Annotated in this window: 16 protein-coding genes and 1 pseudogene; 10 read left to right on the forward strand and 7 right to left on the reverse strand. The window is 74.1% G+C overall.

Annotation, left to right across the window (positions count from 1 at the left end; translation table 11 throughout):
- Window positions 1-107: 107 nt before the first annotated feature.
- Both BLW04_RS05390 and BLW04_RS05395 read left to right on the forward strand, forming a co-directional pair.
- Window positions 108-944 (forward strand): DUF1206 domain-containing protein, encoded by an 837-nt coding sequence (locus tag BLW04_RS05390; protein ID WP_091537755.1) that lies wholly within the window; start codon window positions 108-110, stop codon window positions 942-944.
- A 45-nt stretch (window positions 945-989) separates the two neighbouring features.
- Complete coding sequence (locus BLW04_RS05395; RefSeq protein ID WP_091537756.1) at window positions 990-1,853, forward strand: DUF1206 domain-containing protein; 864 nt, start codon at window positions 990-992, stop codon at window positions 1,851-1,853.
- An 11-nt stretch (window positions 1,854-1,864) separates the two neighbouring features.
- Here BLW04_RS05395 and BLW04_RS05400 read toward each other — a convergent pair whose 3' ends face one another.
- The 3 genes from BLW04_RS05400 to BLW04_RS05410 form a co-directional block, all read right to left on the reverse strand.
- Window positions 1,865-2,818 (reverse strand): alpha/beta hydrolase, encoded by a 954-nt coding sequence (locus BLW04_RS05400; protein ID WP_091537757.1) that lies wholly within the window; start codon window positions 2,816-2,818, stop codon window positions 1,865-1,867.
- 76 nt (window positions 2,819-2,894) lie between these two features.
- Window positions 2,895-3,242 carry an STAS domain-containing protein gene (locus BLW04_RS05405; protein ID WP_091537758.1) on the reverse strand — a complete coding sequence of 116 codons (348 nt, stop codon included), beginning with the start codon at window positions 3,240-3,242 and terminating at the stop codon, window positions 2,895-2,897.
- 200 nt (window positions 3,243-3,442) lie between these two features.
- Entirely contained in the window at window positions 3,443-4,564 is a 1,122-nt protein-coding gene (locus BLW04_RS05410; protein ID WP_091537759.1) for a 5-methyltetrahydropteroyltriglutamate--homocysteine S-methyltransferase, read from the reverse strand.
- A gap of 86 nt (window positions 4,565-4,650) precedes the next feature.
- Between BLW04_RS05410 and BLW04_RS05415 the strand changes: the two genes are divergently transcribed.
- Window positions 4,651-4,989, forward strand: coding sequence for a hypothetical protein (locus BLW04_RS05415; RefSeq protein ID WP_139306741.1), 339 nt, complete (start codon window positions 4,651-4,653; stop codon window positions 4,987-4,989).
- A gap of 196 nt (window positions 4,990-5,185) precedes the next feature.
- Window positions 5,186-5,560, forward strand: a complete 375-nt coding sequence (locus BLW04_RS05420) for a hypothetical protein (protein WP_091537761.1) — start codon at window positions 5,186-5,188, stop codon at window positions 5,558-5,560.
- A 43-nt stretch (window positions 5,561-5,603) separates the two neighbouring features.
- Here the strand turns inward: BLW04_RS05420 and BLW04_RS05425 are convergent, their stop codons facing one another.
- Window positions 5,604-8,567 (reverse strand): sacsin N-terminal ATP-binding-like domain-containing protein, encoded by a 2,964-nt coding sequence (locus tag BLW04_RS05425; RefSeq protein ID WP_254781084.1) that lies wholly within the window; start codon window positions 8,565-8,567, stop codon window positions 5,604-5,606.
- A gap of 209 nt (window positions 8,568-8,776) precedes the next feature.
- On the opposite strand from BLW04_RS05425, the gene BLW04_RS05430 reads away from it, so the two are divergent.
- A complete protein-coding gene (locus tag BLW04_RS05430; RefSeq protein WP_139306742.1) occupies window positions 8,777-9,190 on the forward strand; it encodes a hypothetical protein in 414 nt (137 codons plus the stop codon).
- A gap of 167 nt (window positions 9,191-9,357) precedes the next feature.
- Here the strand turns inward: BLW04_RS05430 and BLW04_RS05435 are convergent, their stop codons facing one another.
- Window positions 9,358-10,545 carry an HNH endonuclease gene (locus BLW04_RS05435; protein ID WP_091537764.1) on the reverse strand — a complete coding sequence of 396 codons (1,188 nt, stop codon included), beginning with the start codon at window positions 10,543-10,545 and terminating at the stop codon, window positions 9,358-9,360.
- A gap of 110 nt (window positions 10,546-10,655) precedes the next feature.
- On the reverse strand, window positions 10,656-10,880 hold the full coding sequence (locus BLW04_RS05440; RefSeq protein ID WP_091537765.1) for a hotdog family protein: 225 nt from the start codon (window positions 10,878-10,880) through the stop codon (window positions 10,656-10,658).
- Window positions 10,881-10,959: 79 nt separating this feature from the next.
- Between BLW04_RS05440 and BLW04_RS05445 the strand changes: the two genes are divergently transcribed.
- The 4 genes and pseudogenes from BLW04_RS05445 (at window position 10,960) to BLW04_RS28095 (ending at window position 13,911) form a co-directional block, all read left to right on the forward strand.
- Window positions 10,960-12,555 carry an aldehyde dehydrogenase family protein gene (locus BLW04_RS05445; RefSeq protein WP_091537766.1) on the forward strand — a complete coding sequence of 532 codons (1,596 nt, stop codon included), beginning with the start codon at window positions 10,960-10,962 and terminating at the stop codon, window positions 12,553-12,555.
- Window positions 12,556-12,674: 119 nt separating this feature from the next.
- The gene (locus BLW04_RS28085) at window positions 12,675-13,112 is read left to right on the forward strand and encodes a GMC family oxidoreductase N-terminal domain-containing protein (protein ID WP_371327772.1); all 438 of its coding nucleotides are present in this window, start codon (window positions 12,675-12,677) and stop codon (window positions 13,110-13,112) included.
- A pseudogene (locus tag BLW04_RS28090) lies at window positions 13,024-13,341 on the forward strand (GMC family oxidoreductase N-terminal domain-containing protein); the annotation flags it as partial. The gene BLW04_RS28085 and the pseudogene BLW04_RS28090, both read left to right, overlap by 89 nt.
- Before the next feature lie 336 nt (window positions 13,342-13,677).
- Complete coding sequence (locus BLW04_RS28095; protein ID WP_254781103.1) at window positions 13,678-13,911, forward strand: GMC oxidoreductase; 234 nt, start codon at window positions 13,678-13,680, stop codon at window positions 13,909-13,911.
- A gap of 119 nt (window positions 13,912-14,030) precedes the next feature.
- On the opposite strand, the gene BLW04_RS05455 is transcribed toward BLW04_RS28095, so the two are convergent.
- Complete coding sequence (locus BLW04_RS05455) at window positions 14,031-15,353, reverse strand: MFS transporter (RefSeq protein WP_254781086.1); 1,323 nt, start codon at window positions 15,351-15,353, stop codon at window positions 14,031-14,033.
- A gap of 71 nt (window positions 15,354-15,424) precedes the next feature.
- Here BLW04_RS05455 and BLW04_RS05460 point away from each other — a divergent pair, with 71 nt between their 5' ends.
- On the forward strand, window positions 15,425-16,441 hold the full coding sequence (locus BLW04_RS05460) for a GlxA family transcriptional regulator (RefSeq protein WP_217630852.1): 1,017 nt from the start codon (window positions 15,425-15,427) through the stop codon (window positions 16,439-16,441).
- Window positions 16,442-16,638 lie beyond the last annotated feature (197 nt).

Consider the following 16,638-nt stretch of genomic DNA (forward strand, 5'->3'; position numbering starts at 1 on the left):
CCGTGCCGAGCGCCGGAGAGGCGGTGGACCTCCCGTTGTGCCACCCTGAGCCGCCACGGGGGGACCGTCTCCGGCGCCGGACGCGTCGACGATCGAAGGGACGCACCGTGACCACGTCCGGCACCGCGCGGGCGGCCGACCAGGCCGGCAACTCCGACGGCCTGGAGGCCCTGGCCCGGGTCGGGCTGCTCGCGTACGGCCTCGTCCACCTGTTGGTGGCCTGGCTGTCGCTGCAACTGGCCTGGGGCGGCGGTGGTGGGTCGGCCGACCAGTCCGGGGCGATGGCCACCCTGGCCGAGAAGCCCTTCGGCCAGGGCCTGCTGTGGGTGCTGGCGATCGGGTTGGTCGCGCTGGCGGTCTGGCAGCTGGCCGAGGTGCTGCGGTACCGCGCGCAGCTGGGCTCTTCCGGGAACGCCAGGAAGAAGGCGATTCCGAAGATCGTCAAGGCCGTCGCGAAGGCGGCCGTCTTCGCCTTCCTCGCCGTCACCGCGCTCCGGTTCGCCAGCGGCAGCGGGAAGTCCAGCTCCGGTCAGCAGCAGCAGACGGTGTCGGGGGTGCTGAACTGGCCCGGCGGCCGGGTGCTCGTCGCCATCGCCGCACTGGTGATCATCGGCATCGGCGTCCACCACGTCCGCAAGGCGGTGAAGAGCAGCTTCCTCGAGGAGATCGACACCGCGCAGGCCTCCCCCGGTGAGCGCCGGCTGATCGAGCGGCTCGGCCAGGTCGGCTACCTGGCCAAGGGCGTGGCCCTGGCGCTGGTCGGCGGTCTGATCGGCTGGGCGGCGATCACCTTCGACCCGGCCAAGGCCAGCGGCCTGGACGGCGCCATGCGGACCCTGCTGGACGCGCCGTTCGGCAGATGGCTGCTGACTCTCGTCGCATTGGGCTTCGCGGCGTTCGGCGTCTTCTGCTTCTTCCGCGCCCGTTACCCGCAGCGCACCTGAGCCGGGTCGCGGCGCGCGGGTGCGGTCCTCGGGCATGCTCACCGGGTGAGCGAGCTGACGCAGCGGGCGCAGGAACTGGTCACGCGCGCCCGGGCGATCACCGACCGGCCGGCGCTCACCCACCTCGCCCGGGTCGGGCTCATCGCCTACGGACTGGTCTACCTGCTGATCGGCTGGCTGGCCGCACAGCTGGCCTGGTCCGGACATTCCGCCGAGATCGACGCCGACCAGGGCGGTGCGCTGGGCACCATCGCGGCAGCGCCCGGCGGGCAGGCCCTGTTGTGGGTGCTCGGCTTCGGCCTGCTGTGCCTGGCGCTGTGGCAGGCCACCGAGGTGCTGCGCTGGTGGACCGGGCTGCTCAGCGCCGACCACCGGTGGCGGGTGGCGTACGTGTGCACGAAGTGCCTGCTGAAGGGCGTGGCCTACGCCGCCGTGGGCATCACCACGCTGGTGTTCGCGGTCGGCGCCGGTTACGACGCCGGCCGCCGCTTCAGCACGCTCACCGACGACGTGCTGGAGATCCCCGGCGGCTCCTGGCTGATCGGCGCGGTGGCGGTCGGGGTGGTCGCCGTCGGGATCTATGAGCTGGCCCGGGGAGTGACCGGCGGCTTCCTCAAGGACATCGACCTGGACGCCGCGCCGGACCGCTACGAGCCGGTCATCCAGCGGATCGGGCAGGTCGGCTACCTGGCCAAGGGCATCGCGTTCGTGGTCACCGGCGGGTTGCTGGTCTACGCCGCGGCGACCCGGGACGTGTCGACGGCGACCGGGCTGGACGGGGCGATGAACGCGATCGGCGCCATCCCGACCGGGCAGTGGCTGCTCACCGCCGTCGCCGTCGGCTTCGCCGCCTTCGGCGTCTACGCGCTGGCCCGCGCCCGCTATCCCGACCGCGACCCGTCGAGCTGAGCCCGACGGCCTCAGCCGGCCGGGTGCCCGTGCAGCAGCTGCGACGCGCGGGCGAGCACCTCGGCCAGCGCGGCGTCCGCGGCCGGAGCGAGCGCGACCAGGTGCGCGAACCCGTGCGGCATGCCGGGCAGGTCCACCCACTCGACGCGGCCGGCGGAGCCGTGGATCGCCTCGGCGTAGGCGCGACCCGAGTCGTGCAGCGGGTCCACTCCGGCGGTCACCACCAGCGCCGGCGGCAGGCCGGCGACGTCGCCCTCGGCGGGTGAGATCCGCGGGTCGGCCAGGTCGGTCCCCCGCGGCACGTACTGGCGGGTGTACCAGGCCATGTCGGCCAGGGTGAGGAACGGGAGGTGCCCGAACTCCCGCACCGAGGACTGGGCGGCGCCGCGGGCGACGTTCGGGTAGAGCAGCAGCTGCGCGGCCGGCTGTGGGCCGGCCGCGTTCCGCAGCAGCTGGCAGACGACCGCGGCCAGGTTGCCGCCGCCGCTGTCGCCGGCCACCGCCACCCGCCCCGGTTCCCCGCCGAGTTCGGCCGCGTGCGTCAGCGCCCAGCGGGTGGCTGCGACTGCGTCCTCCACCGCCGCCGGAAACGGGTGCTCGGGGGCGCGGCGGTACTCCACGGACACGACCACGGCGGGCAGCCGGTCGGCGAGCCGGCGGGCCAGCCCGTCGTAGTCCTCGACGCCGCCCACGGTCCAGCCGCCCCCGTGCAGGAACACGACGGTCGCGCCGCGCGGATCGGCCGGGCGGTAGGTACGGGCGGTGAGCCCCTCGCCGAGGGCGACGTCGGCGGTCTCGACGTCCGGGGCACCGGCCAGCCCGGCGGACAACAGGGCGCTGAACCGGCGGCGGGCCTCGGCCAGGCCGGCCTCGCGGGCCGGTGGCGTCATCAGGGAGGTGAGCCGCGGGAGCAGGGCGGCGAGGTCAGGGTGCAACTGCGGGGGCACGGCTCCGTCGGCGTCCATCGGGCCATCCTGGCCCCAAGGCCCTCTCCCGGGTCCCGCCCCGAGCCTGCGAGGGGTGGGGAGGAGAGAGCCTTTCTCAGACGTCGACGACGGCGAAGACGTCCCAAAGGCCGGTGATCTGCAGGGGCCGGACGACCGCGCGGGCCGTGCCGCACCGCACCGTCATCGTGCGGCCGGCGCTGACCGCTGCGCGATGGGCGACGGCGAGCGCGGACAGCCCGGCGGAGTCCAGGAAGGTGACCTGGGAGAGGTCGACCCGGACGCCGGACAGACCCGGGCGCTCCAGGACCTCCAGCAGGCAGTCGCGCAGGCCAGGGGCGGTCGAGGAGTCGACCTCGCCGTGCACGGCGACGGAACAGTCTTCGGCGGAGGTGGTGATCCGGACGTCGATGCGCGCAGGATCGTCAACGGGAAGAGCGGTCATGGACGCCTCCAGCGGGTCGTGCCGCCGGCGTCAACCGGCAGCCCGTGCGTCAGGGTGGGCACACGATCGCGGCCTGTGGTTGAACCGCGGACAGGACGCTAGGGACCGAAAGGGTTGCGCACAAGGGTCTTCGGCGTGGCGGACCGCGCCACGCCGGGGACCACAGCACACTGCCAGCCTCGCTGGGTCGAGCCTCGCACTCAGCCCCAGACCTCCTGCGCCGTCTCCACGACGAGGGCCAGTTTGGCGCTCTGCTCCTCCCGGGTGAGCGAGTTGCCTTCCACAGTGGAGGAGAAACCGCACTGCGGGGACAGCGCCAACTGCTCCATCGGCACGTGTTCCGCCGCCTCGTCGATGCGCCGCTTCAGGTCGTCCTTGCTCTCCAGGTCCGGGCGCTTGGTGGTGACCAGGCCCAGGACGACGCGCTTGCCCGGGGGCACGAAGCGCAGCGGCTCGAAGGTCCCCGACCGGGCGTCGTCGAACTCCAGGAAGAACCCGTCGACCTCCAGCCCGCCGAACAGCGCCTCGGCCACGAAGTCGTAGCCGCCCTCGGCCACCCACGAGGAACGGAAGTTGCCGCGGCACATGTGCGTGGTGACCGTCAACCCCGCCGGCCGCCCGGCGAGCGCGGCGTTGATCTGGCGGATGTACCGCTCGTGCTGGTGCTCGGCATCCCGGCCCTGGCCGGCGAGCTCGGCGCGCTGCGCCGGGTCGTTGAGGTAGGCCAGGCTGGTGTCGTCCAGCTGCAGGTATCGGCAGCCCTGCGTCGCGATGGCCTGCACCTGCTGGCGGTAGGCCGCCGAGAGGGCATCCCAGAAGGAGTCCTCGTCCGGGTAGACGGCCGGGTCGATCGCGGCCGCACCGCCGCGGTAGTGGACCATCGACGGCGACGGGATGGTCAGCTTGGCCGTCTGCGCGCCACTGACCTGGCTCTGCAGGTACCCGAAGTCCGGACCGAAGATCGGTTCGTCGATCGACAACGGACCGTCGACCCGGAGCCCGGCCGGGGTGAAGTCGATCGTGCTGTTGGCGTTCTTGAAGTGGACCTCGATGTTCTCCTTCACCTTGCTGATCCCGTTGATCGCATAGATGAAGTCCATGTGCCACGACGCGCGGCGGAACTCGCCGTCGGTCGCGGTCGACAGGCCCACGTCGCCCTGCAGGCGGACCACGTCGGCGATCGCCTCGTCCTCGGTGCCCCGCAGCTCGGCCGCGTCGATCTCCCCCGCGGCGTACCGGGCCCGCGCGTCGAGCAGCGACTTCGGGCGCAGCAGGCTGCCAACGTGGTCGGCGCGGAACGGAGGGCCGGAGGCATCGGACATGGCCTCATCCTGCTCGCCGTCCGCGCTGCCGTCCCGCGGCGGGAGGCCGGCGGACGTGCACAGGCGACGGGCGGATACTGGTGGCCATGTCGAAGCGGGTCGTCGTCGCCGGGGTCGTGTGGGTGGTCGTCACGGTGCTGGCATTCCTGGTCGATCCGATCCTGGGCTCGGTGGTGGGCATCTTCGGTGCGACCGGGGTCGTCGTCCTGTCCCTGGGCAACTCCTGGGACCGGCACCCGGACTTCGAGGAGCGCGAGCTGGACCGGTCCCGCCGGCGGGCGGCCAAGAAGGCGGAGAACTGGGACAAGAACGCCGACGTCCGCGAACGCGACCGCGCGCGCTACACCGCCCACCAGGCCAAGCTTGCCGTCAAGGCGGAGGCCAAGGAGGCCAGGCGCCAGTCCACCGAGCGACGCGCCTCCTGAGGCGAAAACCCCTCGACCCAGGACGGCGGCACCCCTAGGGTTTGCGGACATGGGCTCTTCCTCCGTGCGGCTGCGCACCTCCTGAGCTGACCGTCGCGGGCGCTCCCCAGCGCCCGCCGTCACTCCCCCCACCCCGTTCCCCGGCCGGACCGCCGGATGCCGCGGGCTGCCCCACACCCACAGGAGAGGTCTCCCCATGTCACGCCCCATCCCTGCCCTGACCGACGCCGCCGCGCAGGCCCGCGCCGAGCTCGCCGAGGACGCACACGCCGGCTTCGACCGGCTGGTGCACGCGCTGCTCCCCTCGCCGTCCCGCCAGCCCGCGCTGGGCGCCGCGTTGCGCGGGCAGCTCCCCGGCACCGCCGGGGTCCGGTGGTTGCACGCCGAGGGGCTCGCACCCACCGCCCGGGCCGCCGACCTGACCACCGCCCAGTGGTTGTCGCTGCACACCGCCTGGCTCACCCACGACCAGGCGCCGCGCGGCGGGAACCGGCCGGCCGGGCGGACCGGGCGCGCCGACAGCCGGCACGGGCACGCGCCCGGCGCCCAGGCCGCGCCGCGCTGGTTCTGAAAGAGGACCCCGTCCTCCTCGCGACGGGGCCGCCGGGACGTCGTCAGCCGACGGCGTCCTCCGCGGCCAGCTCCGCCGCCCGCTCCGGAGCGGCGAACGCCTCGGCGAGCGCCTGCCGCTGCGGCCAGGCACCGGCCCGCCAGGCCAGGGCCCGGCCGAGCGCGGCCGGGCTGCCGTCGACCGCGTCGGTGTCGCGGCCGGGCCACCAGGCCACTCCGCGGTCGCCGGTAACGGTCAGCGGCTCGTGCACCGCCACCCGGCCGGTCAGCACCGGCACGCCCAGCCGCGCCGCGGCCAACTCCGCGCCGGGGACGTCGGCCCAGGCCAGCACCCGGACCGCTTGGCTGGTCACCTCCGCCTGCAGCACCTCGCTGGCCATCGGCAGGTCGAGGAGATCGGCCACCGCTCCGGGGACACCACCGGCCGGGACGGCGGCCCGATCGACCAGTGGCTGTAACCACGGCGCGTCGAGCACGACCGCGTCGCCGCTGACCTGCGCCGGGGCGACCCGCACGCGGTCCGGCGGCTCGGCCTCCACCCCGTCCAGGGCGGCGGCGAGCCGGGCGTAGACGTCGCGGAGGACCGGCGCGGGCACCGTCCGCGCCGGGTCGCCGAGGCGGTCCAGCAGCTCGAGCGCGTCGTCCACGTCAGCGAGTACGTCGGCCACCGTGCCGGGAGGCTGCAGCAGGTCCAGGACGGCGGCGGGAAGCTCGGGCATCGGTTCGTACAGTCCCTGTAACTCGGTGCTGTCGGCCGCATGCAGGCGGTCCGGGCGCCGGCCGCCCAGCACCGGCGACGTGCGCAGCCACCAGCGCAGGTAGCCGGGCACGACGGTGCCGTCGAGGTCGAGGTCGGCCCGCGCCGCCGCCGGCAGCGCGGCCAGCAGCGGCAGCGCGGCCGGCCAGTCCGCCACCAGCTCCAGGTCCCGGACGGCGGTCAGCGGCGGCCAGTGCGGCGGCGGCGCACCGGCGGGCAACCGGTCCACGACGGCGTCCACCCAGTCGGCGACGCGGTCGACGTCCAGCTCGTCGGGGTCCTCGGCGGTGATCAGCGCGAAGGTGTCCAGCACGCCGGCAGCCCGTAGTGCGGCAGGCTCCTGCCCGGCGGCGAAGTCGGCGTCCAGCGTGCCCAGCGAGCCGGGTTCCAGGACGGCGGCCAGCGGTGAGCCGGGCAGCACCAGTTCGCCGGCCGCCGCCCAGCCGCCGTCGGCGTCCGGAAGGGCGAGCTCGGCCAGCCAGGGCAGGTCCCCCGGTGCGGTGCCGGCCGCAGCGACCAGGGTCAGCACCGCCGCGGCGAGGTCCTCCACGTCGTCCGCCTCGTCCATCCCGCCGTCATCCGCTCGTTCCAGCGACGTCTCCACTGCCGCACGAACCTGCGGGTCGGCGAGCACCGCGCCCGCCGTGGCCGGCAGCGCGCCCAGCCGCTCGAGCACCCGGGCTGCGGGGCCCGCGGTGGCATCCGGGTCGGCGATCCGCAGCCCCAGCGGAGCCAGCCGGGCCACCGGCAGCCCCTCGTCAGCGAGCAGCACCCCGGCCGGGCTCTGCGCCGTCCGCCCGTCGGCGAGCGGCACCGGCAGGCCGCCCAGCTCGTCGCGGTCGGCGTCGGCGAGTGCGGCGTAGAGGGCCGCCCACCAGGACGGCGGCCGCTGCACGCTCCGAACCGCCTCCACCACCTCGGCCAGCCCGGCCCGCCGCCCGCCCAGTGCCCGCAGCGCCCGGGAGTCACCGCGCCGTGACCAGCCGGCCGGCAGCAGTCCGGGCAGCACGCCGGTGAGCGCGGCGACGCGGTCCTCCGTGGGGTCGTCGAGGGCGACCGCGCGCTCGGGGCGCTGCAGCTCCGTCTCCTCCCCCGCCACCGGCAGCCACGCAGTCAGGGTCAGCCGGTCGAGCACCGCGGTGCCGACGGCGGCGTCCAGCTCGGCGGCGGCCAGCGCGGCCTGCGGCACGAACTGCAGCAGCACCGGGTCGGGCGGCAGCTCGGCGAGCAGGTCGGCGTAGGCGTTGGCCGCAACCTGCACGAGCGCGTCGGTGACCGGGCCCGGGACGACGTGCCGGCGATCGGGTCCGAGCGGGAAGGGGGCGATGAGGCGGGCCGGCAGGGAGAGGGGCTCGTCGCCGGCGGTCGGCGCGTGCAGCACCTGCCGTCCGGTCAGCGGGCGCGGAACGCCGTCGGCGTCCAGCGGCACCGCCCAGGTAACGGTGTAGCCGCGGCGCTCCCGCTCCTCGACCGGCCGCTGGGCGAACAGCTGGGCCGGCAGCTCCCCGGAGCGTTGGAGAACGTGCCAGGTGGTGGCGCGGTCGCCGTCGGCCAGCCGCGCCGTCCCGCCCACCAGCCGGCTGGTCAGGGTCCGCGGGACGCCGTCCACCACGACGTCGATCTCGGTCAGTCCCGGCAGGGCGAGCAGCAGCTCCGGCTCGAGCGCGACCAGCGCCGTCCGGACGACGTCCTCGGTGCCCGGACGCAGCGGCAGCACGACCTCGGTGGACCAACCGGCCCGCGGCACGTCGTCGACCTCGAAGGGCAGCCGGAGGACCGGGACGGCGCCGCCGCGCCGGGCCAGCTCCTCGGCCAGCGCGGAGACAGCGGTGACGGCCTGCCGGGTGCGGTCGGCGCTGAAGGCGACCGAGCGCACGGTGGACAGCACGGCGGGTTCGTCGCTGACCGCGAGCACGGCGGCGAAGCCGACCCCGAACCGGCCGACGGTCCCGGCCTCGTCCCGCTTGGCCGAGGCGCGCAGGGTGGCCAGCGCCTGCACGCCACCGTCGTCCAGGGGCGCGCCGGTGTTGGCGGCCCACAGGACCCCGCCGGTCAGCTCCAGCCGCAGCCGGCCGGGCACCCCGGCGCGGGCCGCGGCATCGGCGGCGTTCTGCGCGAGCTCGACCAGCAGCCGATCGCGGTACCCGCCCCGGACCAGGTCCTCCTCGGCGTTGGCGTCCTCCCGGAAGCGGGCCGGGGAGTCGGTCCAGGCGGCCAGTACCCGGCGGCGGAGTTCAGCGGGATCGGGCACCCGGGCAGCATGCCGCAGGCCGTCCGGGCATCACGACCTGTACGGGCGGCATCCGTCGTTCGCCGGTCGGTCACCGGTGTGGCGATGGACCCCGATGACCGGGCATGTCTCTGCAGGAGGCCCATGGAACAGGTCCAACCCGCGGGCTCGTCGAGGGCGACGGAGCCTGGTCCGCGGTCATGCGTGGGCCCTCAACGATGGACCGTGCGGTGCTCGACGTCGTGCAGCAACAGCTTGCCGTGTACGGCGACGTTGCTGACATGCGGCACATCTGGGGTGATTCCGCCGAGATGTGGTTCGTCGAGGTGCAGCCGGTCAATTTCCGAGCCGCGCCGATGAGCCTTGCCTTCGACGGCCAGGACCTGCTCAACGTGAACGTGGGTGCGACGTGGTTCGAGGTCTTTCCCTTTCGTGAGGACTCGCTCAACTGGTTGCGCGGCATCGTCCGGGCCGTGCTCGCCGGCCGCGTCGAGGAAGCCCGCACATGGGGCGATGCCTTCGCCCGCCTGCACACGGAGGCCGGGACCATGAGAGTCGGACACGTCCACTGGCCGTTGCCCTGGAGATGGCGACCCGTCCGGCGCTACGAGTCGTACGGCGACCGCGTCACCTCGGGCCAATGAGCCGGCGGCCCTCACCGGCATCTGCCGCCCTCACGGCAAGACGCCCCTGTCCCTGAGTGGGGCCGCTCAGGAACAGCGCCGAAGCAGTCGAGGGACTCGGTCCGGGGGCGCGCCGCCGAGAGCTCCCGAGGAGCCGATCGGTGCGGCAGGCGGCCTCCTGCGGCGGTTCAGGTGATGCGGATCTCGGTGCCGTCGGGGCGGTAGGTGCGCCATCGGCCGTCGGGTGGTCGCTCGACCCGGAACCCGTGATGGACCTTGGTGTGATGGCGTTCGCAGAGCAGCGCGGAGTTCGCCCGCGACGTCTCGCCACCGAGGGCCCAGTGGACGAGGTGATGCACATCACACCAGTGCGAGGGAGCTCCGCAGCCGGTGAACACGCAGGTGCGGTCGCGATACTCGACCGCCCGCCGGAGATGGGGCGGGACGACGCGGTGGGTGCGGCCCAGGTCCAGTGGCTGACCGTCGGGGCCCAGGACGATCCGGGTGACCACCGCGTCGCAGGCTAACCACCGGGCCCGGGCGGCGGACAGGGTCTGGGCGAAGCCGGTGGTCGCGGCGTGCGGGCCGTCGGCCGGGTCGACCAGATCGTCGACCCCGAGGGTGAGCACGACGTGCGGCTTCACCGTGCGCAGTGTCGGCAGCGTCCCCGCGGCTAGTTGGTTGTCGACCAACTGCACCAGCGCGTCGGCCAACTGCTGGGACCGCGACCGTGCGTCGCCCTTGGGGCGGTCGGCCTGCACGATGGACTCGAGTGCTGCCTGCAGCTTCTCCCCGCCGATTGCGTCCAACTGTCCACCGAAGCCGAGGGCTCCGTCGCCGTGGCGGCTCATCCACATCCGCCGCTGCTCGGTCGGGTCCGGCTCGGGACCGTCGGGGTCCAACGCGTCGCGGTAGCGGCGCACGGTGGTCACGACCTGCTCGTGCAGGTGGACCGAGGCGAGCCGGGCGAGGTCGGCGTCTATCGCGGCCAGGTCGACGCCCTGCTGCTCGGCGGCGCTGATCTTGTCCGGGGTGGCGATCTGGCTGATCTGGTCGACCTTGGCGGCGGTGATCGCCCCGTCGGCGAACCCGCCCGCGACCGCGGGCAGGTGCTCCAGCGCCCGCCCGGCGCGCACCACCCGACCGTCGACCGCCGAAAGCAGCGCGTGACCGACCAGCCAGGACCGCACGCTCTTCAGCCCGTCGTGCTCGGCGGCCTGGGTGCTCTCCGCGTGCCGCACGGTGCGAGTCAGCTCGGCGGTGGCGCGGTTGACCACCCGCACCAGCTCCGCCACCCGATCCAGCACTTCCGGAGCCACCATCGCGTGCAGGTCATCGGCTGCCAGGGAGTCCAGGGCCGACGACAACTCGCCCACGACACCTCCCCAGCGTTTCGAACTTCTGTTCGAAGTCTATCGCCTGACAACGCTCGCGACAAGACAAAGCGCAGGTCAGAACCCCGATGAGAGTCAGCCGCAGTACCGGATCAGGGCCGTCGCCATGCAGGCCGGCCGGGGCTGCCCGGCCGCCTCGACGGTCCAGGGTCAAGGACGGGATACCCAGGGACGCCGGCGTCCCGGTGGTCGCCGGCGGCGTCGGTGAAACCGTCGACCCGCTCCCGGCTGATCTCGGTCCAGTTCCCCGGGCCCAGCTGCCGCCCGACCAGGCCGGCCGGGCCGGCGACGCCCTCCACGGTCACGGGGGTGGGCACGAAAGGTCTCCTCGGTGATCGGCGTCCAGCGCGACAGCCTCCTGGAGCGCCCGGCTACCGACGGGTAACCTGCCGCACCATGCCGCTCGGCGAAGAGTTGGACAACACACCTCCGGTGCCGGAGCGGAACCGCTCCGCGGTGCCGTCGAGCATTCTGACGGGCACCTCGGCCACCACCGCCGGGACCGTGGACCGCCACACCACCGACGAGACCTTCTCCTCCACCGACCCTGCCACCGGCGCGGTCGTCGGCGTCTTTCCCATGCACGACGCCCAGGCGGTCGCCGAGACCGTCGCCCGCGCCCGGGTCGCCGCGGAGAAGTGGGCCGCGCTCGGCTTCGGGGAGCGCAGGCTGCGGCTGGCCGCCTACCGCGGCTACCTCGCCCGGCGCATCCACGAGCTCGCCGACCTGGTGCACCGGGAGAACGGCAAGCCACACGCCGACGCGATCCTCGAGATCACCCTGGCCGTCGACCACCTGGCCTGGGCCGGCGCGCACGCGGCGAAGACCCTGGGCCCGCGAAAGGTCAACCCCGGCCTGCTCGCGGCCAACCACGCCGCCTACCTGGAGTACCAGCCGCTCGGCGTGGTCGGCATGATCGGGCCGTGGAACTACCCGGTGTTCACGCCGATGGGCTCGATCGCCTACGCGCTCGCCGCCGGGAACGCCGTCGTCTTCAAGCCCAGCGAGTTCACCCCCGCCATCGGGGCATGGTTGGCCGCCGCCTGGCGCGCCGCCGTCCCCGACGTCGCCGACGTCTTCCAGCTGGTCACCGGCAACGGCTCGACCGGTGCGGCGCTGTGCCGGGCGAAGGTCGGCAAGCTGGCCTTCACCGGCTCGGCCGCGACCGGCCGCAAGGTCATGGCCGCCTGCGCCGAGACGCTCACCCCGGTGCTCATGGAGTGCGGTGGCAAGGACGCGATGATCGTCGACGACGACGCCGACGTGGTCGCCGCCGCCGACGGCGCGGTCTGGGGCGGCATGAGCAACGCCGGGCAGACCTGCATCGGCATCGAGCGGGTCTACGCCACCGCCGCGGTCTACGACCGCTTCGTCACCGAGGTGACCCGGCAGGTCGCGGAGTTGCGCCCGGGTTCGGACGACGGGGCGACCTACGGCCCGATGACCATGGTGAGCCAGACCGACGTCGTCCGCCGCCACGTGGACGACGCCCTCGCCACCGGCGGCCGCGTGGCGGTCGGCGGCACCGTGGATGGCGGCTTCATCGCCCCCACGATCCTGTTGGACGTGCCGGAATCGTCGTCCGCCGTCCAGGAGGAGACGTTCGGCCCGACGCTGACCATCACCAGGGTGGCCGACGCCGAGGAGGGCCTGGCCCGCGCCAACGCCACCCCGCTCGGGCTGGGCGGCTCGGTGTTCAGCGGGTCAACCGACAAGGCGATGGACCTGGCCCGCCGGATGCGCAGCGGGATGACCTCGATCAACTCGGTGCTGACCTTCGCCTCGGTGCCCTCGCTGCCTTTCGGCGGGGTCGGCGAGAGCGGCTTCGGGCGGATTCACGGCGAGGACGGGCTGCGCGAGTTCACCCGGGCCAAGTCGATCACCCGCCAGCGGGTCGGGCTGCCGGTGAACCTGATGAGCTTCGGCCGGCCGGCCGCCGCGGCCGACGCACTGGCGCGGGTCCTGGGCATCGTCCACGGGAGGCACCGGTAAGCCCGCCCAGCGGCCTGGCCGGGCGGCTGACCGAGGATCCCTCGCTCCGGGTGCTGATCCTCGAGGCGGACGGGAGCGACGACGTCCTCGAGGTGCAGATCCCCCGCGGCCCTCTGCAGGTGTGGCGCACCCGCCGCGACTGGAACTACGCCACCGACCCGCAGCCGGGGCTGGCCGGCCGGCAGCTGTTCTGGCCGCGCGGCAAACTTCTCGGCGGCTCCTCGTCGATCAACGCGATGAGCTACATCCGCGGTGCGGCCGCCGACTACGACGAGTGGGCGCAGCTGACCGGTGACGACGCCTCGTCGTATGCGAACGTGCTGCCGCTGTTCCGCCGCGGCGAGGACGACTCGCGCGCGGAGCTGACGAGTTCCACGACGCCGCGGGCCGCTGCGGTTGGAGAACCTGCGCTCCCCGCACCGCTGGACCCGCGCCGTCGTCGAGTCCGCCGTCGCGGCCGGGTACCCGCGCAACGACGAATTCAACGGCGCGAGGCAGGAGGGCGTGGGCACCTACCAGGTGACCCAGCAGCGGGGACGGCGCTGGTCGGCCGCTGACGCCTACCTGCGGCCCGCGCTGGACCGGCCGAACCTCACGGTCCGCACCGGCGCGCACGCCACCCGGGTGCTGCTGTCGGGTGGGCGGGGCACCGGCGTCGAGTACCTGCAGAACGGACGGCGGGACACCGTGCACGCCCCCGGCGACGTGTTACTGGCCGGCGGCGCGGTCAACTCCCCGCAGCTGCTGATGCTCTCGGGCATCGGGCCGGCGGACCACCTGCGCTCGGTCGGCGTCGACGTCGCGCACGAGCTGCCCGGGGTGGGCAGCGGGCTGCAGGACCACCCGCTGGTACCCACCATCTGGCACGTGCGCTCGGGGAAGTCACTGTTCCGGGCGGAGTCGCCGTCCGGGTACGCGCAGTGGTTCGGTGCCCGCCGCGGACCGCTGACCTCCAACCTGGCCGAGGCCGGGCTGTTCACCCGGTCCGCCGACGATCTGCCCGAACCCGACCTGCATTACCACTTCCTGCCGGTCGAGTTCTGGCGTCAGGCCGAGGTCCACCCCGACGTCGACGCCTTCACCGCGGCCACCGTGCTGGTGCGCGTGCACTCCCGCGGCTCGGTGCGGTTGCGCTCGGCCGACCCGACCTGGGCCCCGGCGATCGACGCCGGCTACCTGACCGACGACTGCGACCTCGAGGCCCTGGTCACCGGCATGGAGCGGGCCCGGGACATCGCCGCCGGTCCGCTGGCCCGCGTGCTGGCCGAGGAGTGGTCGCCCGGCGGCACGGTGCGCGGCCGGGAGGCGCTCCGCACGAAGGCATCGAGGGGCTGCGGGTGGTCGACGCCTCGGTGATGCCGACGCTGGCCCGCGGCAACACCAACGCCCCCACGATCATGATCGCCGAGCGCGGCGCCGACCTGGTGAAGGAGCCTCGGCGCGTCGCCGGTCCCCGCGTGACTTGGCCTGAACGGTCAGCCGTGGGCCTCGGCGGCCGCGGCGGGGGTCGGCTCGACGGGCATCGTGGTCGGGGTCGCCGGTGGCGTCGGACGCCGGCGGATCGAGATCGACAGCGCGGCGGCGAACACGCACAGCACCGCGGCGCCGTACCAGGCGCCGTCGTAGGAGCCGGTCACCTCCCGGATGACGCCCGCACCGAACGCGGCCAGCGCGGCGCCGATCTGGTGGGAGGCGAAGACCCAGCCGAACACCACCGGCGCCCGGGTGCCGAAGTACTGCCGGCACAGCGCCAGCGTCGGCGGCACGGTGGCCACCCAGTCCAGGCCGTAAAAGACGATGAACGCGATCATGCTGACCCGGATGTCGGTGCCGAACAGCTGCGGCAGCAGGAACAACGACAGCCCGCGCAGCGCGTAGTACGTCAGCAGCAGCACCCGCGGGTCGGTCCGGTCGGTGAGCCAGCCGGAAAAGATGGTCCCGGCGACGTCGAACACCCCGACCACTGCGAGCAGCCCGGCCGCCGTGGTCACCGGCATGCCGTGGTCGTGCGCAGCGGAGATGAAGTGCGGCTGCACGATCCCGTTGGTCGAGGCGCCGCAGATCATGAACCCGCCGGCCAGCAACCAGAACACCGGCGTGCGCACGGCACCGGTCAGCCCGCGGATCGCCGTCCGGGCCGGGTTGCCGTGCACCGGGTCGGCGTCGTCGGCGGCCGTGCCGCCGTAGGGCGTCACGCCCAGGTCTCGCGGGCGGTCCCGCAGCAGCCAGGCGACGAATGGGACGACGGCGAGCGCGGCGACCGTCGTCCCCAGCGCGGCCGGTCGCCAGCCCGCCCGCTCGCTGATCGCGGCGACCACCGGCAGAAAGATCAGCTGACCGGTGGCACCGGCGGCAGTGAGGATGCCCGAGACCAGACCGCGCCGGGCGACGAACCAGCGGCCGGTGACCGTGGCGACCAGGGACATCGCCATCGACCCGGTGCCCAGGCCGACCAGCACGCCCCAGCACAGCACCAGCTGCCAGCTGGCGGTCATGAACACCGTCAGGCCGCTGCCCAGCGCGACCACCAGCAGCGCGGCGACCACGACCCGGCGGATGCCGAAGCGCTCCATCAGCGCGGCGGCGAAGGGCGCGGTGAGCCCGTAGAGGGCCAGGTTGATCGCCACCGCCAGGGAGATGGTCGACAGCGACCAGCCGAACTCCTCGTGCAGCGGGTCGATCAGCACCCCGGGGACGGCGCGGAAGGCGGCTGCCCCGATCAGCGCCAGGAAGGTCACCGCGGCGACCCACCACGCCGGGTGGACGCGACGGGTTCGGGGCGGCAGCACGCTGGTCACGCTGCACATCGTGGAGGCCCGCCGTCGCGAAGGCCAGTGGCCCGGCGGCCAGCATGTGCAACGATCCGGCCATGTCCACAGCTGAGGCCCCGGAGCGGCACGAGGTCGTCGTCCTGGCCCTGCCGAACACGGTCGCCTTCGAGCTCGGCCTTCCCTCCCGCTTCCTCGGCGGCGCGGTCGACGCCGCCGGCCGGCCGCTCTACCGGGTCCGGGTGGCCACCCTGGACGGCGGGCCGGTGCGCACCTCGGCGGGCTACTCGGTGCTGCCCGAGCACGACGGCTCGGCGCTGGCGACGGCGCAGACCGTCGTCGTCCCTGGCGTGTACGGGAGCCCGGCCATGACCGACGGAACCCTCCTGCCCGAGCTCACCGCGGCGTTGCGGGAGGCCGCCGGCCACGCCCGGTCGGTGTCGATCTGCACCGGCGCCTTCGTGCTCGCCGCCGCCGGGCTGCTCGACGGTCGCCCGGCGACCACCCACTGGATGCACAGCGCCGCGTTCGCCGCGCTGTACCCGGCCGTGCGCCTGGACCCGGACGTGCTCTTCGTCGACGACGGCGACGTGCTCACCTCCGCGGGCAACGCGGCCGGCATCGACCTGCTGCTGCACGTGGTGCGGCGCGACCACGGCGCGGAGGTCGCCAACCGGATCGCCCGGCGCAGCGTCGTCGCCCCGTGGCGGGACGGCGGCCAGTCGCAGTTCATCGAGCGCCCGGTGCCCGAGCCCGGCGACAGCGGGACGGCGGCCACCCGGACCTGGGCGCTGGACCGACTGGGCGAGCCACTGTCGTTGGCCGACCTGGCCGCGCACTCGGCGATGAGCGTGCGCAGCTTCACCCGCCGGTTCCGCCAGGAGACCGGACTCAGCCCCGCCCGCTGGCTCGCTCAGCAGCGCGTCGCACTGGCCCGGCAACTGCTGGAGGCGAGCGACACCCCGGTCGAACGGATCGCCGTCGACGCCGGATTCGGGACGACGGCCTCGCTGCGCCAGCACCTGCATGCCGCCATCGGGGTGGCCCCGCTGGCCTACCGGCGCACCTTCCGCGGCACCCCCGATGTGATCAGCAACTCCTCCGCTTCCACCCGCTGAGGTACCGCATCTGGCACAGTGGGGGGCACCGGCGCCGCCCACCGCTCATCCGAGAGCGGATGGACTCGACGTCGGCGCGAGGCTGCGCCACCGAGGCGCGCCGGCGACCCGACGTTCGACCGGATGTGCGAAGCGGCCCCCCTGAGGCGGCCCCGCGCCCGGTGGATGAACGGTGGCCACCGAACTGTTGAGGACTT

The organism is Modestobacter sp. DSM 44400 (assembly GCF_900107175.1).
Taxonomy (GTDB): Bacteria; Actinomycetota; Actinomycetes; order Mycobacteriales; family Geodermatophilaceae; genus Modestobacter.